The following is a 21,666-nucleotide window of genomic DNA, read 5'->3' as shown; positions in this document are numbered from 1 at the left end:
TCTGTTACAAGATAACGTATAAAAAGAAAAGAAGGTGTCTGAAAAGGGCACAAACTGCTGCGTCATTTTCGGAATCCGGGCTCATTTACATACTGGGGTATGCTTCTTTGCCCTCATCTTCAATGTCTTGCTTTTGTACGCTTTTCAGACACCTTCGTTGCTACACTCTTCAGGAAGAGGGGTGTAATCAGTATTTGGCTGCCTGCCCCTCTTTCGGCGTAGTTATCCTGATAAACTCCCGGAGGTCTTCATTGCCCTGGATCAGGTCTTCTTTCCGCAGGTACATCATGTGCCCGGAGCGGTAGCCTTTCCAGTGGAATCTTTCCTGCAGCTTTCCGCCCGGATCTGCCTGCCACATATTGTATTTGGCATTAAAGTAGTCGCAGGCTCCGTCATAGTAGCCCGACTGGGTCAGCACATGCAGATAAGGGTTGGCGGCCATGGCCCGGCGAAGGTTCTCGGCCAGGTTGGTCCTGTCCTGGGTCCAGGGATGTACCGGCCCGAACATGTTGTATTTCAGATCGGTCTTAAATTTCAGCTCTTCTCTCAGGTACATGTTGATGGGCGGGGTAAACGAGTGAAGCCATGAGGTCAGCTCGGCGTTGAAGTCGGGCCTCTCGCCTCCGTCTTTCAGGTCAATGCCCAGGTACCGTGAGTCGAGGCGGCCAATGGTGTATCCTTTGTCGCGCAGAAGCTCTTTCCAGAACAGGTTGGTGCTGATCTGGAGATTATTCTGCAGGATTACCTCTTCTTTTAACCCGGAATAACGGGCTATCCTGGAAACAATGGCTTTGCGTTTTTCAGGGCTCATGCTTCCGGCCTGGTTGAGTGCGGGAAGATATTCTTCAATAGTGAATTTCTCCACTTCAGGAAGAATGTCGAGCAGGTCTTTTGACTGAAGCGAGCTCTCCAGTACTTTATGATACCAGGCGGTAGCGGCATAATAGGGCAGCATGAGGCCGGCAGAGTTCACCGGGTCGCGCTCAATGCCCAGACCGGTAGGAGATACCAGCACCACGCCGTTCAGGTACATCCAGTGATTGTTCTGCAATTCATAGGCAAGGCCTGAAACGCGGCTGGTGCCGTAGCTCTCGCCGATGAGGTATTTGGGCGAAGCCCAGCGGTTTACCCGGCTCACAAATGTATTCAGCCATTCGCCCAGGTACTTGATATCGGCATTTACTCCAAAAAAGGTGCTTTTAGGCACACTGTTGTCGATAATCCTGCTGAAGCCGGTATTTACCGGGTCTATAAAGATAATATCGGCTACATCCAGGATAGAGTACGAATTGTCTTTATAGCCGTATGGCTGTACGGGGTATCCTTCATCATCAATATTCAGCACTTTCGGACCGGTATAGGCCAGGTGCATCCAGGCTGAAGCCGAGCCGGGCCCTCCGTTAAAGGAGAAAACCAGGGGCCTCCTGCTTTTGTCTTTTACGTCGGTTCTTTCGTAATAGGTATAGAAGCACGATGCGATGATCTTGCCGTTTTCATCCCATACGGGTTGTGTACCGGCTATAGCCTTGTACGGTACACGCTGTCCCTTAATGGTAACGGCGGCCTCTGTCACCACGGTCATATCGGGATCAAGCATTCTTGATTTGGAAACGGGGGCGTCGCTTTTGGGCCTGGCTTCAGCAGGAGCATCCGCTTTTTGGGCCGGTGGAGCCTGGCGCTGCCCCTGGGAGAAACCGCCTATACTGATCAGCAGCAGGCTGACGAAGAATAGATTTTTTTTCATAGGTGAAAGGTTATTTGTTGTACTTAATGGCATCTAAAAGGCTGTCCATGCTGCTGTCGCTTACAGGAATCTCAAATTTCCCTATGCTGATCCGGTGGTTACGGATAGACTCGATCTTGTCGAGATTCACAATAAAAGACTTTTGAACCCGCAGGAATTTCCCTTCAGGAAGCTTTTCCTCAATTCCTTTGAGAGTAGACTTGGTAAGAATAGGGTGAGTAGCCGTGGTTACAAATATTTTGATGTAATCTTTAAGCCCTTCAATATGGGTAATGGTTTCAAAATTGACCTTGACCAGGGAGTATTCCACGTTGACGAACATGTAGTCGAGGTCGGTGCTCTTATTATTTTCTTTGACCACCAGGTTAAATCGCTCATACGCCTTGTTGGCCGCTTTGGTGAAGCGTTCCACACTCACGGGCTTCATCAGGTAATCAATGACCTCCAGGTTGTAGCTTTCCACCGCAAACTCTTCGTAAGCGGTAACAAAGATGATCATGGGCTTGTGGGTCAGGCTTTCCACAAACTTGGTACCGGTCATACCGGGCATCTGTATATCCAGGAAAATAAGGTCTATTTCGTTGGATTCCAGCAATTCCATGGCCTCAAATGCATTTTTGGCCGTTCCCGCCAACTCCAGAAACGGGATAAGGTGGATGTTTTCCACCATTAAATTCCTTCCCAGCGGCTCATCGTCTACCACTATACATCTGAGCTTCATTTTTCTGATTTTTTAAGGATTAATCTCAAATATACATCAAAAATTCCATCTTTTTCCTGCAGGCGCAGTTCGTGTGCATTAGGATAAAGCAATTCAATGCGTCTTCTGACATTTTTAATACCAATGCCCGAATCCCGGTCTTTGGCCTGTGCCTCCTGTTGGCTGCACTTGTTTTTTACCGAAAACTCCATCACGTTTCCTTCCGATATTTTCAGTGTGATGTTGATGAAGGGGTCTTTTAAAAGCCCTACCCCGTGCTTGAATGCATTTTCAACGAAGGGAATGAGCAGCATGGGCTCCAGGCTGAGCCCGGCAGGATTTCCGTCTATATGAATCTGGATGTCTACATCTTCACCGAATCTCACCTTCTGGAGCCCGGCATAATTCTCCAGGTACCCGATCTCTTTTTCCAGGAGCACATATTTGTTCTCTGATTCGTAAAGCATGTAGCGGATCAGCTTGGAGAGCTCTATGGTGACTTTCTCAGCATTTTCTGATTTGATCCGGATCAGGTATACGATGCTGTTCAGGATGTTAAAAATAAAATGCGGGCTGATCTGCGAGCGAAGGAAGGCCAGCTCCGACAGCATCCGTTCGGCTTTTTCTTCTTCGGCTTTCCTGGACTGGGATAAAATAAGCGTTATCAGCCCGTAAAGGGTACTCATGCCGGTAACAAAAATGACTGGAAAGAGGGTGCGGGCATCGTAAACCCGTACGGTATGGCTGTCTACCAGGTAATCTTTGAGATAAACATAGCAGGCAAGATAGATCACAAAAAGGCCGGCCATGCTGAAAAAGTACCGGGCAATTTTGCCTTTATGGAGGTACTTGGGCGCCAGGAACTCAGCATTCAGGTAGAAAAAAGGGATCCCCAGCAGGTTGGCGGGTAAGGTAAGCATCTGGTACTCCAAACGCTTTTCGGCACCGTCAAGAACAGCATTCAGGATAGGAAGAACTACCCAGAGAAACCAGAAGGCAATGGAGAATATCCCCCTGAAAATGATGTCATTTCTGAAATTTTTCAATTTGTTTTCAAGTTGCTACGGCCGCAATTTCACATATTAATGGTATACCTGAAGCAACAATAAGACAAAATTGATTAATCTATAGATTTAATGCACTAATTCTGACGATTTATCCTGATAAAATCCGGGTTTTAACCCGCTGATCGTACTGTGTATTTTGATTATCAGATATTTAGCAGAGAAATGTAAGCAGAAAAATAAAAAAGAGCTCTTTTTGCCTTTTATCCTCTTTATCCTGCCATTGGTCTAAATTAGGATTTACGGAGGTACGATATGCTGTAATTTTGTACCCGGAAATTTAAAATTTAACGAATGCTGAAAAAAATGTTTACGGCGGTGCTGGTCACCGTGACCAGCTTATCTTTTGCACAAACCGGCGCTCCGAAAGGAGACGGCCGCATTACAGGTATCCTTACCGACAGCACCAGCCACGCACCGGTTGAGTTTGCTACACTCAGCTTATACAGAATGCCTAACCTTGCCCAGCCGGTAGACGGGGCCATGACCGATGACAAGGGGAAATTTGACCTGAAAGAGCTGGCTTACGGCGATTATGTGATACGTTTTTCGTTCATTGGGTATACCGATAAAATTTCAGATGTGATTTCTGTTTCGGCGGGCAGCCGTGTAGTGAACCTGGGTACGGTTTTCCTGGCTCCATCGGCCCGGATGCTGAAAGAAGTGGAAGTGACCGGGCAGGCAGCCGTGATTGAAGAGCGGGTAGACCGCCTGGTATACAATGCCGACCGGGATATTACTTCTAAAGGAGGAGATGCCACGGAAGTGTTGCGGAAAGTTCCGCTTTTATCGGTTGACCTTGACGGAAACGTGCAGCTCAGGGGTAGCTCAAGCATCCGGGTACTGATCAATAACAAACCTTCTACCATTATGGCTACCAGTGTGGCCGATGCGTTGAGACAGATACCTGCTGACCAGGTGAAAACGGTGGAGGTGATCACCTCTCCTTCTGCGAAATACGATGCGGAAGGCGCCACCGGTATTATCAATATCATTACCAAAAAGAATAACCTGGAGGGCTACTCGCTCGGAGTGGACCTGGGAGGCGGAAACCGGGGCGGAAACCTGGGACTGAACGGAAACCTGAAAATGGGAAAGCTGGGTTTCACCATGGGCGGTTGGGGAAGAGGGAATTTTAACCCTACCAAAACCGATTTCTTCCAGGAAGGGATGGGCCTGCCCGGAGATACCACCTACATTACCCGCCAGTCGGGTGACGGGAAAGACAAAATGTTCTTCGGCCGCTACTCGTTAGGAATGGATTACGATATCAGCACCTCCAAATCGATTTCGGCGGGCGCGCGTTTTGGTACGTTCTCTTTTAACCGCGACCAGGACCTGATCATCAACGAGTTTTTTAAATTTAACGGAAAGGAATCGCCGTTAAGGAGCTCGCACCTGGATGTAAACAATAAAATGCCTACCAACAGCTGGGATTTTAACCTGGATTACCTGCATGTGATCAAACCACAGAAAGAGTTCAGCATCTCAACGCTGTATTCAAGAACCAATTCGAATTCGGGCTTTTCGCGTACTCCGGTGGCCGGAAGCGAGGGCATGATCTTTGACAATACCAATGACAGCCGGAACCAGGAATTTACGATACAAACCGATTATACCACCCCGTTCAAAACCAACCAGATCTTTGAGCTGGGACTGAAAGGTATTTTCCGGATCGTGGATTCGGATTATGAGAATATCAGCCGGGTTGGAACCAGCCGTTTTTCTACCATAGGTGACCTGGTGTACAACCAGAATATCGGCGCTGCCTACCTGGGCTACACCTATTCCACAAAAAACAAATATACGTTTAAGCTGGGCGGAAGATATGAGTTTACCGATATCACGGCCAGCACCATGGGGCTGGTAGCCGAAAGCCGGAATCACCTGAATATCCCGTCGTACGGAAACTTTATTCCGAGTGTAAATATATCCAGGACCTTTGCCCAGCGGTATACGGTTAAGCTGGCCTATAACCAAAGGATACAGCGCCCGGGAATGCAGCACCTGAACCCCAACGAAAACCAGGCTAACCCGCTGCGGATTTCAAGGGGAAACCCGGAGCTTGACCCGGAAATCAGCAACAATATTGAGGCCAGCATAAGTGCCGGGATCAACAAATTGTATTTCAACTTCTCGGTATTTACCCGGTTTACAGACAATGCCATTTCATCGCTGACCACCAAATGGGAAGAAAGAGGAGAAGGCGTGACCCTGACTACTTTTGAAAACGTGGGAAAAAGCCAGACCACCGGCATCAACTTCTTTGGTAACTACCAGATTACGCCAAAATGGTCATTTAACGGCGGGCTCGAAGCGTTTTATATGGTATTTGACGGCCTTGCTCCTGACCTGAACGGTTTGAGCATGGACTTTAATACCCAGGGATGGAACCTGAACGGACGGGTGATGAGCCAGATCTCCCTGAATAAGGGCTGGCAGATCCAGGGTTTCGGGTTTATGCGGGGAAACAGTGTGATTGCGCAGGGGGTACAGAGCGGCTGGAGCCATTATGCCCTGGGCTTCAGAAAAGAATTTGCCAACAAGAAGGGAAGCATTGGTCTCAATGCCCAGAACTTCTTCAAAGATCACATGAAGTTCACTTCTACCCTGAATACTTTCCAGAATATCCAGGAATCAATTGACTACCGGTATAGCCGAGGCTTTAACGTGACGCTCAATTACAAGATCGGAAAGATGGGCCCCGAAGCCCTGAAGCCGAAAAAACGGGCCAAAGGCGTTAAAAATGATGACCTGAAGGATGCGGGCGGAGAGCAGCAACAGCAGCAGCAATAGATAAGAAGACGCAGATAACGCAAACAGGCACAGGGAGATACCCTGTGCCTGTTTGCGTTAATAGCCATAATAAGTCACTTTCCTGTATTAAAACACGGGTGAAAGTACAGGATTGAACAAGAGCGGATAATTACATTGCGATGATGCCGTTAGCGCTATTTACATGCCTTACCGGGATGTAATGGCAGGCAATGAATGCAGCTGCTTCAGAATTTCTTTGAACCATACGGTATATTTCTCCGGAGACTCCTCTGCATCAGATTGCAGATCATCCATGTCTACCCAGCGGTAGTCGGATATTTCCTGCGGGTCAGGAGAAATGGCGCCTTCGTATGTGCCGAAGAAGACATGGTCGATCTCGTTTTCGAAAAGGCCGTTTGTGAAAGCCGCCCGGTAATGAAAGGTAAACCGGTGGGTAAGTGTACAGGTGAATCCCATTTCTTCTGCCAGCCGCCTTTCGGCAGCTTCGCCGATTTCCTCTCCCCGGTTAGGATGCCCGCAACAGGTATTGGTCCATAGCGATGGCGAATGGTATTTCCCGTCGGCACGCTTTTGCAACAGCAGCTGTCCGCGCGTATTAAAGACCAGGACAGAAAATGCCAGGTGCAGCAGGCCTTTTTTATGAACTTCTATCTTTTCTTCATAACCGGTGATATTTCCTGCTGTGTCGGACAAAGGGATAATGATTTCCATGAAGCTTCTCACTTTTAATTCAAAACATGCTGTAATGCCCTTAAGGTTCATTATCCGGGTAGCATAACCGTAAAATCGGGAGGATTTACAAAAAAATAAGAAAAGGAAGAACATATTTTACGTAAATATGCTAACTTTGCACCGCAAATAATAACCTGTATTGTTTGCACCATGATAGACTCATCCAAGCTTCTTTTTGAAGCACTCACCTACGACGACGTCCTCCTTGTTCCGGCCTACTCTGAAGTTCTCCCGAAAGATACAAGTACCCGTACCCGGCTTACCCGGAATATCTGGTTAAACCTGCCTTTGGTATCTGCTGCCATGGATACCGTTACTGAACACGAAATGGCTATTGCCCTTGCCCAGGAAGGCGGTATTGGCATCATCCACAAAAATATGACCATTGAGCAGCAGGCCGATGAGGTCAGACGGGTGAAACGTTCAGAAAGCGGGATGATCATTGACCCGATCACTCTGGATGAAAGTTCGGTGGTAGGCGATGCCCTCCGGATCATGCACGAGTTTAAAGTGGGAGGTATTCCGGTAATTGACGGTGCGAACAAATTGAAAGGGATTGTCACCAACCGGGATCTTCGTTTCCAGACCGACAGGAGCCTGCCTATCCGCCAGATCATGACGGTAGAAAACCTGGTCACAGCCAATGAAGGCATCAGCCTGGAAGAGGCAGAGGGAATCCTCATGACCCGGAAGATTGAGAAGCTGCCTATCGTAGACAAAGAAAATAAGCTGGTAGGGCTGATCACTTACCGGGATATCCTGAAAAAATTAAATAAGCCGAATGCAGCGAAAGATAAGCTGGGCCGGCTGCTGGTGGGCGCTGCCGTAGGCGTTACAGCCGACCTGGTAGAAAGGGTTACCGCCCTGGTGAAGGCCGGCGTAGATGTGATCAGCATTGATACGGCGCACGGGCACTCAAAAGGCGTGATAGATGCCCTTTCCAATATTAAAAAGCTGTTCCCGAACCTGGAAGTGATCTGTGGAAATATCGCTACGGGAGAAGCCGCTAAAGCGCTGGCCGATGCCGGGGCGGACGCCGTTAAAGTAGGTGTGGGACCCGGAAGTATCTGCACCACCCGGATCATTGCCGGTATAGGCATGCCGCAGCTCTCGGCAGTTAACCTGTGTGCTGAGGCCCTGAAGGGAACAGGCATCCCGGTGATTGCTGACGGTGGTATCCGTTTTTCAGGCGATATCGCCAAAGCCATTGCCGGTGGCGCCAGTACCGTGATGATCGGATCGCTGCTGGCCGGAACCGAAGAGGCGCCGGGCGAGGTGGTGATCTTTGAAGGAAGAAAATTCAAATCGTATCGTGGTATGGGGTCTCTGGAAGCCATGGAAGACGGGTCAAAAGACCGCTATTTCCAGGATTCAACGGTAGATGCCAAGAAACTGGTGCCGGAAGGTATTGTGGGCCGTGTACCGTATAAAGGGGCTGCCCGTGAGATCATTTACCAGATGACCGGCGGTTTAAAAGCCGGTATGGGTTACTGCGGAGCCAAAGATATTGAAGCGCTTCAGGGAGCCAAGTTCATTAAAATAACCTCTTCCGGTATGCGCGAGTCGCATCCGCACGATGTGCAGATCACGAAAGAGGCACCGAACTATTCGACAAAGTAAGAGAATTGAGGTAAATATGCCCGGTTCTCGACTACACTCGAACTGACACGTAGCGGCTGCCATTTGTCAGTTCGAGTGTAGTCGAGAACCAGGAACCCGCACCGGACCATTCATCAGAACAATAATCCCGCAAAGGTGGCCGACATATAGCTGGCCAGTGTACCCGCTACCAGCGCCTTCATGGCCACCTGGGTCAGGTCTTTCCTTCGTGACGGCTCCAGGGCGGAGATCCCCCCGATCTGGATACCCAGGGAGCCTAAGTTGGCAAACCCGCATAGGGCAAAGCTCACAATGGCAATGGTTTTGGGAGAGAGTGTGCCGTGAGCAATAAAATCTTTCAGTTGCAGGTAGGCCACAAACTCATTTGCTGCAAGCTTGGTGCCCATTAATGACCCGGCTTGTATCACCTCGCCTGAAGGCACACCCATAGCCCAGGCAAAGCCGGAGAAAAGATAGCCCAGGATCAGGTCAATGCTTAAATCGGGAATGCTCAGAAGCCCGCCCAGCTTACCCAGGATGAAGTTAAGGAGGGCAATGAGGGCCAGGAAGCCGATCAGCATGGCCAGCACGTTCATGCCCACTTTCAGTCCGTCAGAACAGCCGGCTGAAATGGCGTCAATCACATTGGTATGCTCTTTGGCTACTTTGAGCTTTACTTCACCGCTGGTTTCAGAGGTCTCTGTTTCGGGGTACATCAGCTTGGCAATGGCCAGGGCGCCCGGTGCGGCCATGATGCTGGCCGCAATAAGGTATTCCGCCTTCACGCCGAATTGAATATAAGTGGCCATCACTCCGCCCGCTATACAGGCGTAGCTCCCGGCCATGGAAGCCATCAGCTCAGAGCGGGTCATGCCCTTCAGGTAGGGCTTGATCATAATCTGCGCTTCTACCTGGCCTACAAATGTACTGGCAATATTGGAAAGCGCCTCTGCCCCGCTAACGTGCATCAGCCACTTCATGCCCCTGGCCAGCCATTTGATAATAAATTGAATAATGCCGAAATGATAGAAGATGTTAACCAGCACCGCTACAAAAATGATGGTGGGGATGATCTTGAAGAAGAAGATAAAACCGCCGCCACCCAGGGCTTTGTTTACCGCTTCCACATTGGCTAACGGGCCGAAAACAAATTCACCGCCATCGTTGGCGAAATCGATGATCCGGGTAACCCAGGCGCCCAGGGTACCGAAAATGGTTTTCCCGATGCTCGTTTTCAAGATAAAAAGCGCTAACAGAAACTGCAGGCCTATACCTACACCTACGGTTCTGAAATTGATGGCTTTTTTGTTATTGGAGAGTGCATAGGCAACGCCCAGGATGAGGATGACACCTAAAATGCCGGTAAAATTTTGCATCGGGTATAAATGTAAAATTAGGATTGGTTTTGCTAAGGTAGAAACTAAAAGTGAAAAGTGAAAAGTTTAGGAACATTTAGTAATAACCCCGGCTCCTTAACCGGTTACTTCTCACTTTTAGCTTTTAGTTTTTACCTTTTCACTTACTTACTCCTCCCACGCCCAATCTATCTTATGCTTCATGTCTTTGATCACCATCTGGTTGGCTTTAAAATAAGCCCGTATTTCGTCTACCTTGTCGTATTGCTGGGCTGATTTGTACTCTTTGTAGAGCTCCAGCATGCCCCTGATGACGGTTTCGTCATTGCCCAGCGACTCTTCCTCAAGCCCGAGAATCTCTTGTGTGAATGTCAGGAAGGAATTGACCAGGTCATTGAAGTTCTGCCCGCCGAGCGCCGCAGGCGGAAGCTGGTTCATATAAACCATGTTGATGAACTTCAGCAGGGTGAAAAGCTGGGCCACGGCTACGGCCGTGTTCAGGTCATCATTCAGGGCATCATAAAAGGAAGAAATGGCTTTGGTCAGCTCGTTGACCTTCTTTTCGTCAATGGCCACCGAGTCATCCGGAACATATTCCAGGCTGCGGGCTATTTTCATCCCGTTCAGTATCCGGCGATATCCCTTCTGAGCAGCCTTCAGGGCGTCATTGGAGAAGTCGAGGGTAGACCGGTAGTGCGATTGCAGCATGAAAAACCGTACGGTCATCGGACTGTACGCCTGCTCCAGCAGCGGGTGGTTACCGGTGATCAGCTCGCCGGGAAGAAAGCTGTTGCCCAGCGATTTAGACATTTTCTGCCCGTTTACGGTCAGCATATTGGAGTGCATCCAGTACCGTACAGGATCTTCACCGGTCAGCCCGATGCCCTGGGCTATTTCGCACTCGTGGTGGGGAAACTTCAGGTCCATGCCGCCCCCGTGAATGTCAAACTGGTTGCCCAGGTATTTTACACTCATGCAGGTACATTCAATGTGCCAGCCCGGAAATCCTTTTCCCCAAGGGCTGTTCCATTGCATAATATGTTCTGGCGCCGCCTTTTTCCAGATGGCAAAATCAAGCGGGTTGCGTTTTTCGGCCTGCCCGTCCAGCGTACGCGTTTCGTTCAGCAGATCTTCCAGGATACGGCCCGAAAGCTTCCCGTAATTATTTCCCTGCTCGTTGTACCGGTTGATATCGAAATACACCGAACCGTTAGATTCATAAGCCAGCCCTTTACTGATCAGGTCCTGAACGGCCTCGATCTGCTCAACAATATGCCCGGTAGCCGAGGGTTCAATGCTCGGATTCAGGAAGTTGAACATCCGGAGTACGTCATGGAAATCATTGGTGTACCGCTGGGCTACCTCCATGGGTTCCAGCTTTTCCAGCTTGGCTATTTTCCCGATCTTGTCTTCACCTTCGTCGCCGTCGCCTACCAGGTGGCCCACATCGGTGATGTTCCGTACATACCGCACTTTATAACCGGTATGAAGCAGATAACGGTAGAGCACATCAAACGTGAGAAACGTACGCACATTTCCCAAATGAACGTTATTGTATACGGTAGGACCGCAGACGTACATGCCCACGTGGCCTTCATTAATCGGTTGAAAAACTTCCTTTTTCCTTGAAAGTGAATTGTAAAGTTTTAACGGTTGCATTCGATGCTTTACTAAAATGTTTTGCAAAATTACCGTTTTAAATACAGGATTGTTTATTTAATTGCGATTAATATGCCATTTTCTTCAGTTCTGCGGTATTTTTATGCCCCGTGATAAAAGAAAATCATCCTCTAATTAAATAAAAATAATGAAAAACGTAGTTTTAGCGGCTTTCCTGTTGGTGTTGTATTCCTGCTCGCCTGCAAAGAAATATGCGGAATCTTCCAGACATTGGGAAAAGGAGATTTCCGAACTGGTCAGGCAGGATGAAACGCGGGTATACCCGGACAATTCCATCCTGTTTATCGGGAGCAGCAGTATCCGCCTGTGGGATAATATTGAAAAAGATATGGCTCCTTACCCGGTGATCCAGCGGGGCTTTGGCGGCTCTAACCTGCGTGATGTGCTGGTTTATGAGAACCGGCTGGTCAATCCCCATAAGTTCAGGGCCATTGTGGTTTTTGTAGCAAATGATATTTATGGAGGAAAAGAAGATATTACGCCCGAGGAAGTATTGAAATTGTATACCCAGCTGGTGAAAAGCATCCGGAAGGAACATAAAAAAGAGCCGGTCTTCTGGGTTCAGATCACCCCGACGGAGTCACGGTGGCATGTCTGGGATAAGATTCAGCAGGCCAATACGCTGATCAAAAATTACACGGAAAAGCATAAAAACCTGTATTATATTGAAACGGCCCCGGCATTTTTAGGAGCAGACGGGAAGCCCATCAAAGAATATTTCCGGGAAGATAAGCTGCACCAGACGCAGAAAGGGTACGATGTGTGGGCATCAATTATTAAAAAGTCATTAGATAAAAATTTGAAATAGCCATGAGCAGTCAGCTATCAGCTATCAGAAGTCGGGCACACCGGGTGACGTATCACCAACCGGCCCATGAATAAGCGGTCCGCCGCTGCGGCTGATAGCTGAAGGCTGAAAGCAAAATTTATACATTATGAAAACATTATTCTATTTGCTGAGTGCAACAGTTGCTCTTTCGGCCTGCACAAAGCAGGAAAGTAAGCAGGACGGGTACGGGATCCTGGTGGGTACCTATACCCAGAAAGGCTCTGACGGAATCTATTATTACCGCCTGGATGCCGATATGAAGAACCCGGAGCAGGTTTCTTCTGCCAAAGGGGTTAAAAATCCTTCCTTCCTGGCGGTAGAGGGCGACCGGGTGTATACGGTAAACGAAGAAGAGCAGGGTAAGGTGCAGGCCTACCGGCTGGATAAAGAGACCGGGGCGTTTACGTTGATCAATGAGCAGGAAACCGGCGGCGCTCACCCGTGCCATCTATCCACTACGGGCAAATGGCTCTTTGTCGGTAACTACAGCGGAGGAAACCTGGCGGTTTTTCCGTTAGAAAGCAGCGGAGCGTTGGGCAACCGTACACAGTTGATCGCCAATTCGGGTAACGGACCCGTTAAAGATCGGCAGGAGAAGTCGCATGTGCACTCCGCCAACATCACTCCTGACGGGAAGAGCTTATGGGTAGCTGACCTGGGAACCGATGAGATCCTGGTTTTTGATATAGAAAAAGAAGGTATACGCGAAAAGCACCGGATCAAAATTACACCGGGAGCCGGTCCGCGTCATATAGCGTTTCATACCGCCCTGCCCGTGGCCTACCTCATTAATGAGCTGAACAATAAGGTTTGCGTGATTTCTACCACTGATTTTTCCCTGCTGCAGGAGATCTCGGCCCTGCCTGAGGGCTTTGAGGGAACCAGCTTTTGTGCGGATATCCATGTTTCTCCCGACGGTAAATTCCTGTATGGCTCTAACCGGTATTCCGATTCGATCGTAACTTTTAAGATCGACGGGCAATCGGGGAAAATAAGTACGGAAGGGTATGTTCCGGCGGGAGGAAAGGTGCCGCGTAATTTTGCGATATCGCCTGACGGGAAATACGTTCTGGTGGCGAACCAGGATTCGGATAACGTGGTGGTATTTGAACGGGATGCTGCAACCGGGCTGTTAAAAAATACCGGCACGGAAATCCCTGTTTCCATGCCGGTGTGCGTGAAATTTTTGTAGGAATGCGCTTCGCAGGAATGTGCCCGGAGGCGCGTTCCTGCAACGATCAATGATGATGATGTCCGCCCGGGCCGTGCACATGCCCGTGATCCATTTCTTCTGCTGAAGCTTCCCGCACGGAAATGATTTTGCCTTCAAATTTCAGGGTTTTTCCAGCCAGCGGATGATTGAAGTCAATAATGACTTTATCGCCCTGAACTTCCAGTACCCGGCCCTGGATCTTCGCACCGTCGTCGTTGGTGAAAGGAATAGGATTTCCGGGTTCCAGGAAGCCGTCAGGAACTTTCCCGTCTTCAATTTTAAACATATCGATACTGAACTCAACTACATTGTCCTCATAAAATTCCCCGAATGCGTCTTCTGCTGATATTTCAAAATTATAGGTATCTCCTGCCGAAAGGCCATTCAGGTTTTCTTCAAACTTCGGGGGAAGGCCACTGTGGCCGGCCAGGTAGTGCATGGCCTCGTCGTCAGCTACTTCTTCCACCAGTTCAAACTCGTCGTCAGGTGACAAAGTATAAAGCGTATAAGCGGTAGCAACCACCTTTCCGTCAGAAATTTTCATAGTGCTCATAGTTTTAGAATGTTATCAGCTTCCGGCAATAAGCATTTGCGTTTGATGCGTAAGCTGATTGCTCATGGCTATTTCGTTTATTTTAAGACAAAGGTAGGACTTATGCCCGCATTAAAGATGCGATCAGGGCAATTATCTTTAGGAATATAGTCCTACTTTTGCAAAAAAACAGGAAGTGAATGGCTCTTTTAGAACCGCTTTACAGGGTTTCGGAGATTTGTGCTTTTGGCGGTATTGAAAATGTGGTGATTTGTCCGGGCTCCCGGAGCGCGGCCCTTACACTCGCATTTGTCAGGAGTAAAAAATTCAGGATACAGGTGATTACCGATGAGCGCAGCGCAGCATTTGTGGCCTTGGGACTGGCGCAGGCCAGCGGCAAGGCTACCGTGCTGATCTGTACGTCGGGTACGGCAGCCCTTAATTTCAGCCCGGCAGTGGCAGAGGCCTTTTTCCAGGAGATTCCTTTGCTGGTGCTTACGGCTGACCGTCCGCCGGAATGGATTAACCAGCACGACGGGCAGACTATCTTCCAGCAGGATATTTACGGCCGGCATATCATTAAGTCGTATGATTTCCCGGCCGACTACACGCATCCGGATGCCGTTTGGATGATTGAACGCCAGACCAACGAGGCCCTTGCCTTTGCGCGCCGCGGACCGGTGCATATCAATATTCCCATCCGGGAGCCTTTTTACCCGGAAGAAGGCGAGGTGTATGCGGGGGCGTTTCACCCCGTATCTTACCTCACCGGCAGCCCGGCCCTGGAGGATAGCACATGGAAGGCGCTGCTGGAAGCCTGGAACCGGGCCCGCACCATCCTGGTAGCGATAGGGCAAAACCACGAGAACCTGGATACACCGCTGGAAGCACTTTCAGAAGACGGCCGGGTGAGTGTCGTGGCAGATGTGATCTCCAATGTGAATATAAAAAATAAGATCAGCTTGCACGATATCTTCCTGAATAAGATGCAGGCTACACCTGATCTGCTGATCACCTGCGGGAAATCGTTTATATCCAAGTCATTCAAACAGTTTTTCAGGAAAAACAAGCCGGCTGTTCACTGGCATGTGGAAGAGAAAACAGAGCTCACGGATCCTCTTCAGTCTGTCACTGCTAAAATTACGGTTCCTGCGGCTTATTTTCTGAAAGAGCTGGCGGCACGGGCCCCGGGCAGAGCGGGAAACAGTGCGGAAGAATGGCGGCAGATGGAAGAAAAATCGGCTGCCTATCTTACCGGTTTCCTGGAAGAATGCCCGTTTGGTGAGCTGAAAGCCACGGCTATGCTTTTTCAGCACCTTCAGCCGGGCGATATCCTGCACCTGGGCAACAGCATGCCGGTGCGTTATGCCAACCTGCTGGCCAGCCTGCTTCCGGGAGGAGTGAAGGTATATGCTAACCGGGGAACCTCCGGTATTGAAGGAGTGGTCAGCACGGCTGCCGGCCAGGCGTTGGGCAGTAAAGGCCGCGTGCACTGCCTGGTGGGTGATGTGTCTTTCTTTTACGATAGCAATGCCTTGTTTGCAGCCCGGCCGCAAAACCTCAGCATCTACCTGGTTCAAAACGGGGGCGGAAATATATTCCGTATTATTAACGGGCCCGGGAAACAGGAAGAGCTGGAAAGGTGTTTCATTACCCCTCCGGGAAGAACCGCGGAGTCCCTTTGCCGTGAAGCGGGTTACGGTTATACAGCTATACGGTCAGCCGAAGATCTGCAGGAGGTATTAAAAAACAAAGAGGACGGGCTTGTCAATAACGGGCCCGCCCTCTTTGAAATCTATACCGACGGAGTGCTTGACTCCGGTTTGTTTCATCAGCTGAAAGCCGGGTTTACTTTGTAAAAGCTACCCCTTCAGCCGGCTTGTCAAACGTCCATTTGGTAGTGACGTTGGTTTTGCGCTTGTCTTTGGTGTTGATATAGGTATACGCAACCGGTAGTTTTACCCCGATAGGCGTGGTGTCGTATCTGGTATAGTCCATGGTATGGGTGATCCCGTTTTCTATCAGCACCTCCCGGACTACCAGGCCTGTGGCGTTATCAAAGTAATATTCTCTTTTCAGGCCGTCTTTTTCTATGGCCAGCCGGGTAGTGGCCTTGCCTTCTATCGTAGCTGCAGAAACGGGAGCGGTCAGCTTATACCCTTTCTTGTCGTAATTAACAAAAGGCAGCACGCCGTCTTTGGCTTCCAGGCTGAGCTCTGACAGCTCTTTGTCGCTCAGGTCTTTTGTGCTGTAGGTGGCCTTCTTGTCGGGGCTTCCCATAGGTATCTTGATCCAGCCCTCATTGCCGTTCAATATATAGTAAAAGTCTCTTTTCAGAAGAGTTTTCTTCCGCGAAAGCTGGTTTTTGGCGCCTACAACCACCACTTCTTCGTCATAGTCGGTAGTGGCATTAGCTACATACGCGCGGTTATATTTGAAGGTGGTCACGTCTTCAATTTTGTCTTTTCCGCCAGTGGCTTCCAGGTATTTCTCTATAACGGCGTTTGCATCCTGGGCCTGGGACAGGAAAGGAACAAGCGCCAGCAGGAAAATTTTAGTGATTTTCATATTTGATTATGCTATTGGTTTTATAGTTTAGACGTAAATACGGGCAGATGTTTCTTTTCATTGCCTCCGTTTAACAAAATATTAACGAAGCGGGAAGCCGCCCCGATATTTAACAGGCCTTAAAATCACATTAATTCTTTATTGCACCGGCAAGAATAGCGGTGATTTCTTCCAGGTATTTTTTATCGGTTTCGTCAAAGTCATTCAACCGTTCGCTATCAATATCCAGCACCCCGATCACATGGCCGCGGGTGTCTTTCAGCGGAAGCACAATTTCTGACCGGGAAGCCGAGCTGCAGGCAATATGACCGGGAAACTGGTCTACATCAGGCACGAGTGTGGTGGACCGGGTAGTGAAAGCGTGGCCGCAAACGCCCCGGTCATACCGGATCCGGGTACAAGCAATAGGGCCCTGGAAAGGCCCGAGCACGAGCTCACCTTTCCGGTCATCAAAATAAAACCCGACCCAGAAGAAATCAAAAGCCTGTTTGAGGGCCGCAGCCGTATTGGCGGTATTGGCCACGAGGTCTTCCTCGCCGGCTATGAGATTACGGAGCTGCGGAATGAGCGCTTCGTAGATTTCCGCCTTTCCGGCGCCCTCAGGTATATAAAGATTCTCTGCCATTATTTAAGATAATTTTTGAACTCTCTTTTCTGAACAAAGGTTCCCGGCTCATAGCTCATAGCTCATAGCTCATAGCTCATAGCTCATAGCTCATAGCTCATAGCTCATAGCTTCTTCGCTTCGTTCCAGAATACATCCATTTCGGCGAGGGTCATTTCAGAAAGGTTCCGGCCGGTTTCCCGGGCTTTACCTTCCAGGTAGGTGAACCTTTTGATAAATTTCCGGTTGGTCCTTTCCAGGGCCGTTTCAGGGTTGATACCGGCAAAGCGGGCATAATTGACGAGAGAAAACAGGACATCGCCAAACTCGTCTTCTTTTTCTTCCGGTGTGCCGTTTTCTGCCTTTTCTTTGAATTCGGAAATTTCCTCTTCCACTTTTTCCCAGACCTGCGCGGTTTCTTCCCAGTCGAAACCTACTCCACGGGCTTTTTCCTGGATACGCATGGCTTTTACCAGTGCCGGTAAGGAGGCAGGCACACCGCCCAGCACCGATTTATTCCCCTCTTTCAGCTTAATCTGCTCCCAGTTTTTCTTGACGTCCTCTTCGTCTTTTACCTCGGTATCTCCGTAAATATGGGGGTGCCGGATGATCAGCTTTTCACAAATGCCGTTAATCACCTCGGCCATGGTAAAGTCATTGGTTTCCGAGCCGATTTTTGCATAAAAAACAATATGAAGCAGGAGGTCGCCGAGCTCCTTTCTCACTTCCGGCAGATCCTTTTCCAGGATGGCATCTGAAAGCTCATAGGTTTCTTCTATGGTCAGGTGGCGGAGGGTGTCCATGGTTTGTTTCCTGTCCCAGGGGCATTTCTCACGCAGGTCATCCATAATATCGAGCAGGCGGTTAAATGCAAGCAATTCAGCCGAGCGGTTTTTGGAAAAAGGTAGCGGAAGTGTATTTGACATGAGTTTTTGGGAGAAATTTTAGCGGTACAAAGGTAAGGATTTTAACGGTAGAAAATTTTGAATAGATCACTTTACACTTTAAAGAGCAATTGAAACGGATAAGACCCATAATTCTATCCCTGAAATCGGCATTCTGTCCCGGAAATTTCTTCTATATGCCAAAGAGAATGAACTTTGGATAATACAGTAGGTCGCCGAAAATACTTTATAGAGTAGGCAAAAAACAGCATTATGTATTATGAGAAAATTATTTACAGCAAAAATCTGCACATTATTTGTTGCAGCACTATTATTGGCAGGATGTGAAGGCAAAGAAGGCCCGCAGGGACCAGCCGGGGCCAAAGGAGAGGCGGGTGCGACCGGAGCTACCGGACTCCAGGGAGCTACCGGAGCTACTGGTGCAACGGGAGCTACTGGACCCCAAGGAGCTACTGGTACTGCCAATGTAATTTATAGCGATTGGTTAGCTATTCCTGCAACACCCGACTTCAAGGGTAGTAATTACAAAGAGTATGGAATTTCTGCTCCTAAAATCACTCAAGAGGTATTTAACAATGGTATTGTATATGCTTATGTAAGGTCTGGGGGTAGTGCTTCTATTTTTCCGGTACCACATACTTTCACAAATACTTATACTTGCCAAAGTAGAATACTGGTAGGCTGGGTTATGTATGGGGAATATTGGGTAACAGGAACGGTCAATTCGACTTGGATAAATAATCCTAAGACCGACTATTTCTCTCATCTACGTTATGTGATAATTCCCGGTGGTACAAAAGCCAGGGTAGCCGGTTTGGATTACTCAGACTATGAAGCGGTGAAGGCTTATTACGGTTTGGAGGATTGATTTAGTCAAAAATTAAAAAGGGGGGCAATTCAGTATCCCCCTTTTTTAATGCCGGCAAAACTGTTTTACTTTGTAGCTTATGCGACATTCATTTTTTCTACTTCTTTTCGTTGGCTATTTTACAATGGCTCAGGATATTGATATAGAAAAGAGCGTAGAAAGATTAGACAGCCTGATGAGTTTGCATCACAATAATTATGACTATGTAGAACAGGAAGCCGATGCCTTATATCATCTGCTGAACACAAAATATACGGCTAAGGAATACATTGGCTTTAAAGTAGATGTGATGCTTCTTAAGGCACAGGTCTATTTGCAAAAGAGAGAAAACAAGAAAGCCCTTCAGATAGCTATCGAAGCTTCTGACAAAGCCCGGGAATACCAACTGCCCGAAAAAAAATATCGCAGCAGCCTGATAATAGCACTCACGTATGAGATTACCAGCGATTTTATTTCATGTAGAAAATACTTAGACGAGGCATATAGAATATCCAGACAGCATCAACTCGATAGTGTTTACAGTGCCTATTGTATACGTATGTCGTCCTTTTATCGCCTGACGAATAAGCGGGATTCGTCTGCTCATTTCGCTTATGAAGGACTGGAGTATGCCCAAACGTATAATAACAGCAGGGAAATAACAGATGCGTATATACTGTTGGGAATGCTCCTGCGTAAAGACAACTATAAGGAATCGGTAAGATATTCATCACTTGCTGCAAAAAGACTTATCGAGAGAAAAGATTTTTTGCCCGCTGCAATGCAGCTTTCAAATATTTCCAGAACCTTATACGAACAGAAGCAAATAGACGGGTCTTTTATGTATAATGACTCAGCATTATCCTTGTTGGAAAAAAATAATATTGCCGGTCTGTTCAGGATTTATCAGTACAGAAGCAATTTATTTGAAGCGGTCGGAAATATAGATTCCGCTTTTTATTATTTTCGAAAATACCACGATAGTTATTTGAGTTACATTGAAAAAACAGAAGTAGCCGAGACAAGGAAAATAACCGAGCAATACGAAAACGACAAAAAAGAAGCCGTCATCAAAAGCAGGGAACACCAGCTGTTTTTTATAGGCAGCTTGCTTGCGGTAATTGTTTTCGGGTCAGTGGTATTGTTCCGTAAAAACAGGCAAATCAATAAGCAAAACAGGATTATCAGTACACAGCTGGGAGAGCTGACCAAAACACTGGAACAGAAACAGATGCTGTTGTCAGAATTACAGCACAGGGTAAAAAACAACCTGCAGCATGTCATCAGTATTCTCGAAATCCAGAAGGAATCCGTAGACTTTAATAATATTGACGAGCTGATCAGAGGCAATCAAAACCGTATCCATTCGATGGCTCTGCTGCATAAAAAGCTGAACGTATCCGACAATGTGCATGAGGTGGATGTAAAAAGGTACGTAACCGAACTTTCCGAACTGGTCAAAGATTCTTACGAGAGTCACAGCAAAAAAGTGAACCTGCAGGTACATGTGGAAATAGAAAAAATCTCCTTAGAAAAAGCCCTGCCTTTAGGCCTGATTATAGTAGAGCTGGTCAGTAACAGCATGAAACACGCTTTCAAAAAACTAAATATCGGAATCATCAACATAGAGCTTACCAAAGACGCCAATGGCCATACACTGTACTACTCCGACAACGGAAGCGGTTTTGATTTTAACGCACCAGGTGAAAAAGGGCTGGGCCAGGAAATCATCAAAGGGCTGATAGACCAGTTAGGCGGTGTAACCGAAACCAAAAGCGACAACGGATTTGAGCTTACCGTTTATTTCAAATAATCAGGACATGAAGATAATATTACTCGTAGAAGATGATTTCCTGAACAGAAGGCTTTCCCGGAAAGCATTGGTAGAAAACGGGTATCGTGTTTTGGAAGCCAAAAACGCTAAGGAAGCTCTCGAAACGCTGAAAAAAGAACCGATAAGCCTTGCCATTCTTGACATCAATCTTGGAGAAGATGAGCAGGACGGCATCAGCTTAGGGCAGCAAATAAAAGACAAATATGGGGTTCCTTTTATTTACGTAACGGCTTATGATAACTCCGAAGTAATTAACAGGGCAGTGGCCACCACCCCCTATTCTTATTTGACCAAACCGTTTAAAAATGTAGACCTGATCGCTTCGGTAGAAGTAGCCATCCGGCAATCCGGCAAAAAACATGTTCCGAAAATTTCGGTTAAAGACGGAGATTATACTACTGAGCTTCCGATAGATGAAATCAATTATATAGAATCTGACGGGAATTACCTGCTGTTCCATACCGATAAACAAACCTACAAGTCCCGCTCTACTCTCAGGCAGGTGCTGGAAGAGCTTTCTGAAAGTACTTTTGTACAGGTACACCGGGCGTATGTGGTCAATAAAGCTAAAATCGAAAAATTTAACCAGAAAGCGATAGTCATTAAAAGCACGGAAATACCCGTTTCTAAAAATTACTGGGAAGGAATTACAAACGACATTTAAACTTTGTCGGAGCCGCTG

Annotated in this window: 18 protein-coding genes; 8 read left to right on the top strand and 10 right to left on the bottom strand. The window is 47.9% G+C overall.

The window, feature by feature from the left end; genetic code table 11:
- Positions 1-187: 187 nt before the first annotated feature.
- Genes AB2U10_RS14300 through AB2U10_RS14290 form a run of 3 tightly spaced genes read right to left on the bottom strand, consistent with a single transcriptional unit; the run spans position 188 to position 3,490 of the window.
- Positions 188-1,744 carry a S10 family peptidase gene (locus AB2U10_RS14300; protein ID WP_367916054.1) on the bottom strand — a complete coding sequence of 519 codons (1,557 nt, stop codon included), beginning with the start codon at positions 1,742-1,744 and terminating at the stop codon, positions 188-190.
- A 10-nt stretch (positions 1,745-1,754) separates the two neighbouring features.
- Positions 1,755-2,465, bottom strand: a complete 711-nt coding sequence (locus tag AB2U10_RS14295) for a LytR/AlgR family response regulator transcription factor (RefSeq protein ID WP_367916055.1) — start codon at positions 2,463-2,465, stop codon at positions 1,755-1,757.
- Positions 2,462-3,490: a sensor histidine kinase gene (locus tag AB2U10_RS14290; RefSeq protein ID WP_367916056.1), complete on the bottom strand. Its 1,029-nt coding sequence runs from the start codon at positions 3,488-3,490 to the stop codon at positions 2,462-2,464. Before AB2U10_RS14290 ends, AB2U10_RS14295 begins: the two co-directional genes overlap by 4 nt.
- A gap of 312 nt (positions 3,491-3,802) precedes the next feature.
- Between AB2U10_RS14290 and AB2U10_RS14285 the strand changes: the two genes are divergently transcribed.
- Complete coding sequence (locus tag AB2U10_RS14285) at positions 3,803-6,304, top strand: TonB-dependent receptor (protein ID WP_367916057.1); 2,502 nt, start codon at positions 3,803-3,805, stop codon at positions 6,302-6,304.
- A 168-nt stretch (positions 6,305-6,472) separates the two neighbouring features.
- Here the strand turns inward: AB2U10_RS14285 and idi are convergent, their stop codons facing one another.
- On the bottom strand, positions 6,473-6,997 hold the full coding sequence (gene idi, locus AB2U10_RS14280; protein ID WP_367916058.1) for an isopentenyl-diphosphate Delta-isomerase: 525 nt from the start codon (positions 6,995-6,997) through the stop codon (positions 6,473-6,475).
- Between the two features lie 171 nt (positions 6,998-7,168).
- Here idi and guaB point away from each other — a divergent pair, with 171 nt between their 5' ends.
- The gene (gene guaB, locus AB2U10_RS14275) at positions 7,169-8,638 is read left to right on the top strand and encodes an IMP dehydrogenase (protein ID WP_367916059.1); all 1,470 of its coding nucleotides are present in this window, start codon (positions 7,169-7,171) and stop codon (positions 8,636-8,638) included.
- Between the two features lie 113 nt (positions 8,639-8,751).
- Here the strand turns inward: guaB and AB2U10_RS14270 are convergent, their stop codons facing one another.
- Entirely contained in the window at positions 8,752-9,993 is a 1,242-nt protein-coding gene (locus AB2U10_RS14270; protein WP_367916060.1) for a NupC/NupG family nucleoside CNT transporter, read from the bottom strand.
- Between the two features lie 147 nt (positions 9,994-10,140).
- The gene (gene cysS, locus AB2U10_RS14265; protein WP_367916061.1) at positions 10,141-11,631 is read right to left on the bottom strand and encodes a cysteine--tRNA ligase; all 1,491 of its coding nucleotides are present in this window, start codon (positions 11,629-11,631) and stop codon (positions 10,141-10,143) included.
- Positions 11,632-11,779: 148 nt separating this feature from the next.
- Between cysS and AB2U10_RS14260 the strand changes: the two genes are divergently transcribed.
- A complete protein-coding gene (locus AB2U10_RS14260; RefSeq protein WP_367916062.1) occupies positions 11,780-12,460 on the top strand; it encodes a GDSL-type esterase/lipase family protein in 681 nt (226 codons plus the stop codon).
- 127 nt (positions 12,461-12,587) lie between these two features.
- Complete coding sequence (locus AB2U10_RS14255) at positions 12,588-13,673, top strand: lactonase family protein (protein ID WP_367916063.1); 1,086 nt, start codon at positions 12,588-12,590, stop codon at positions 13,671-13,673.
- 46 nt (positions 13,674-13,719) lie between these two features.
- Here the strand turns inward: AB2U10_RS14255 and AB2U10_RS14250 are convergent, their stop codons facing one another.
- Positions 13,720-14,238, bottom strand: a complete 519-nt coding sequence (locus tag AB2U10_RS14250) for an FKBP-type peptidyl-prolyl cis-trans isomerase (protein ID WP_367916064.1) — start codon at positions 14,236-14,238, stop codon at positions 13,720-13,722.
- 188 nt (positions 14,239-14,426) lie between these two features.
- Here AB2U10_RS14250 and menD point away from each other — a divergent pair, with 188 nt between their 5' ends.
- On the top strand, positions 14,427-16,085 hold the full coding sequence (gene menD / locus AB2U10_RS14245) for a 2-succinyl-5-enolpyruvyl-6-hydroxy-3-cyclohexene-1-carboxylic-acid synthase (RefSeq protein ID WP_367916065.1): 1,659 nt from the start codon (positions 14,427-14,429) through the stop codon (positions 16,083-16,085).
- Here menD and AB2U10_RS14240 read toward each other — a convergent pair.
- The 3 genes from AB2U10_RS14240 to mazG form a co-directional block, all read right to left on the bottom strand.
- Positions 16,075-16,794 carry a hypothetical protein gene (locus AB2U10_RS14240; RefSeq protein ID WP_367916066.1) on the bottom strand — a complete coding sequence of 240 codons (720 nt, stop codon included), beginning with the start codon at positions 16,792-16,794 and terminating at the stop codon, positions 16,075-16,077. The genes menD and AB2U10_RS14240 overlap by 11 nt on opposite strands.
- Before the next feature lie 130 nt (positions 16,795-16,924).
- A complete protein-coding gene (locus AB2U10_RS14235) occupies positions 16,925-17,419 on the bottom strand; it encodes a GAF domain-containing protein (RefSeq protein WP_367916067.1) in 495 nt (164 codons plus the stop codon).
- A gap of 104 nt (positions 17,420-17,523) precedes the next feature.
- The gene (gene mazG, locus AB2U10_RS14230; RefSeq protein WP_367916068.1) at positions 17,524-18,324 is read right to left on the bottom strand and encodes a nucleoside triphosphate pyrophosphohydrolase; all 801 of its coding nucleotides are present in this window, start codon (positions 18,322-18,324) and stop codon (positions 17,524-17,526) included.
- A gap of 238 nt (positions 18,325-18,562) precedes the next feature.
- Here mazG and AB2U10_RS14225 point away from each other — a divergent pair, with 238 nt between their 5' ends.
- The 3 genes from AB2U10_RS14225 to AB2U10_RS14215 all read left to right on the top strand — a co-directional run bounded on the left by AB2U10_RS14225 (position 18,563) and on the right by AB2U10_RS14215 (position 21,648).
- Positions 18,563-19,171 (top strand): collagen-like protein, encoded by a 609-nt coding sequence (locus AB2U10_RS14225; RefSeq protein ID WP_367916069.1) that lies wholly within the window; start codon positions 18,563-18,565, stop codon positions 19,169-19,171.
- A 967-nt stretch (positions 19,172-20,138) separates the two neighbouring features.
- The gene (locus AB2U10_RS14220; protein ID WP_367916070.1) at positions 20,139-20,963 is read left to right on the top strand and encodes a sensor histidine kinase; all 825 of its coding nucleotides are present in this window, start codon (positions 20,139-20,141) and stop codon (positions 20,961-20,963) included.
- A 7-nt stretch (positions 20,964-20,970) separates the two neighbouring features.
- The gene (locus AB2U10_RS14215; protein WP_367916071.1) at positions 20,971-21,648 is read left to right on the top strand and encodes a LytR/AlgR family response regulator transcription factor; all 678 of its coding nucleotides are present in this window, start codon (positions 20,971-20,973) and stop codon (positions 21,646-21,648) included.
- Positions 21,649-21,666: the final 18 nt, after the last annotated feature.

Origin of the sequence: Leadbetterella sp. DM7, from assembly GCF_040829825.2 — a bacterium.
Taxonomy (GTDB): Bacteria; Bacteroidota; Bacteroidia; order Cytophagales; family Spirosomataceae; genus Leadbetterella.
This window is presented reverse-complemented; position numbering and strand designations above follow the sequence as displayed.

Bases quoted from the DNA above. Each gene is read 5' to 3' on its own strand.
- AB2U10_RS14240 (WP_367916066.1), bottom strand. From the start codon at position 16,794: ATGAAAATCACTAAAATTTTCCTGCTGGCGCTTGTTCCTTTCCTGTCC.
- AB2U10_RS14235 (WP_367916067.1), bottom strand. From the start codon at position 17,419: ATGGCAGAGAATCTTTATATACCTGAGGGCGCCGGAAAGGCGGAAATC.
- AB2U10_RS14215 (WP_367916071.1), top strand. From the start codon at position 20,971: ATGAAGATAATATTACTCGTAGAAGATGATTTCCTGAACAGAAGGCTT.
- AB2U10_RS14250 (WP_367916064.1), bottom strand. From the start codon at position 14,238: ATGAAAATTTCTGACGGAAAGGTGGTTGCTACCGCTTATACGCTTTAT.
- menD (WP_367916065.1), top strand. From the start codon at position 14,427: ATGGCTCTTTTAGAACCGCTTTACAGGGTTTCGGAGATTTGTGCTTTT.
- cysS (WP_367916061.1), bottom strand. From the start codon at position 11,631: ATGCAACCGTTAAAACTTTACAATTCACTTTCAAGGAAAAAGGAAGTT.
- AB2U10_RS14285 (WP_367916057.1), top strand. From the start codon at position 3,803: ATGCTGAAAAAAATGTTTACGGCGGTGCTGGTCACCGTGACCAGCTTA.
- mazG (WP_367916068.1), bottom strand. From the start codon at position 18,324: ATGTCAAATACACTTCCGCTACCTTTTTCCAAAAACCGCTCGGCTGAA.
- AB2U10_RS14260 (WP_367916062.1), top strand. From the start codon at position 11,780: ATGAAAAACGTAGTTTTAGCGGCTTTCCTGTTGGTGTTGTATTCCTGC.
- AB2U10_RS14300 (WP_367916054.1), bottom strand. From the start codon at position 1,744: ATGAAAAAAAATCTATTCTTCGTCAGCCTGCTGCTGATCAGTATAGGC.
- guaB (WP_367916059.1), top strand. From the start codon at position 7,169: ATGATAGACTCATCCAAGCTTCTTTTTGAAGCACTCACCTACGACGAC.
- idi (WP_367916058.1), bottom strand. From the start codon at position 6,997: ATGGAAATCATTATCCCTTTGTCCGACACAGCAGGAAATATCACCGGT.
- AB2U10_RS14225 (WP_367916069.1), top strand. From the start codon at position 18,563: ATGAGAAAATTATTTACAGCAAAAATCTGCACATTATTTGTTGCAGCA.
- AB2U10_RS14255 (WP_367916063.1), top strand. From the start codon at position 12,588: ATGAAAACATTATTCTATTTGCTGAGTGCAACAGTTGCTCTTTCGGCC.
- AB2U10_RS14295 (WP_367916055.1), bottom strand. From the start codon at position 2,465: ATGAAGCTCAGATGTATAGTGGTAGACGATGAGCCGCTGGGAAGGAAT.
- AB2U10_RS14270 (WP_367916060.1), bottom strand. From the start codon at position 9,993: ATGCAAAATTTTACCGGCATTTTAGGTGTCATCCTCATCCTGGGCGTT.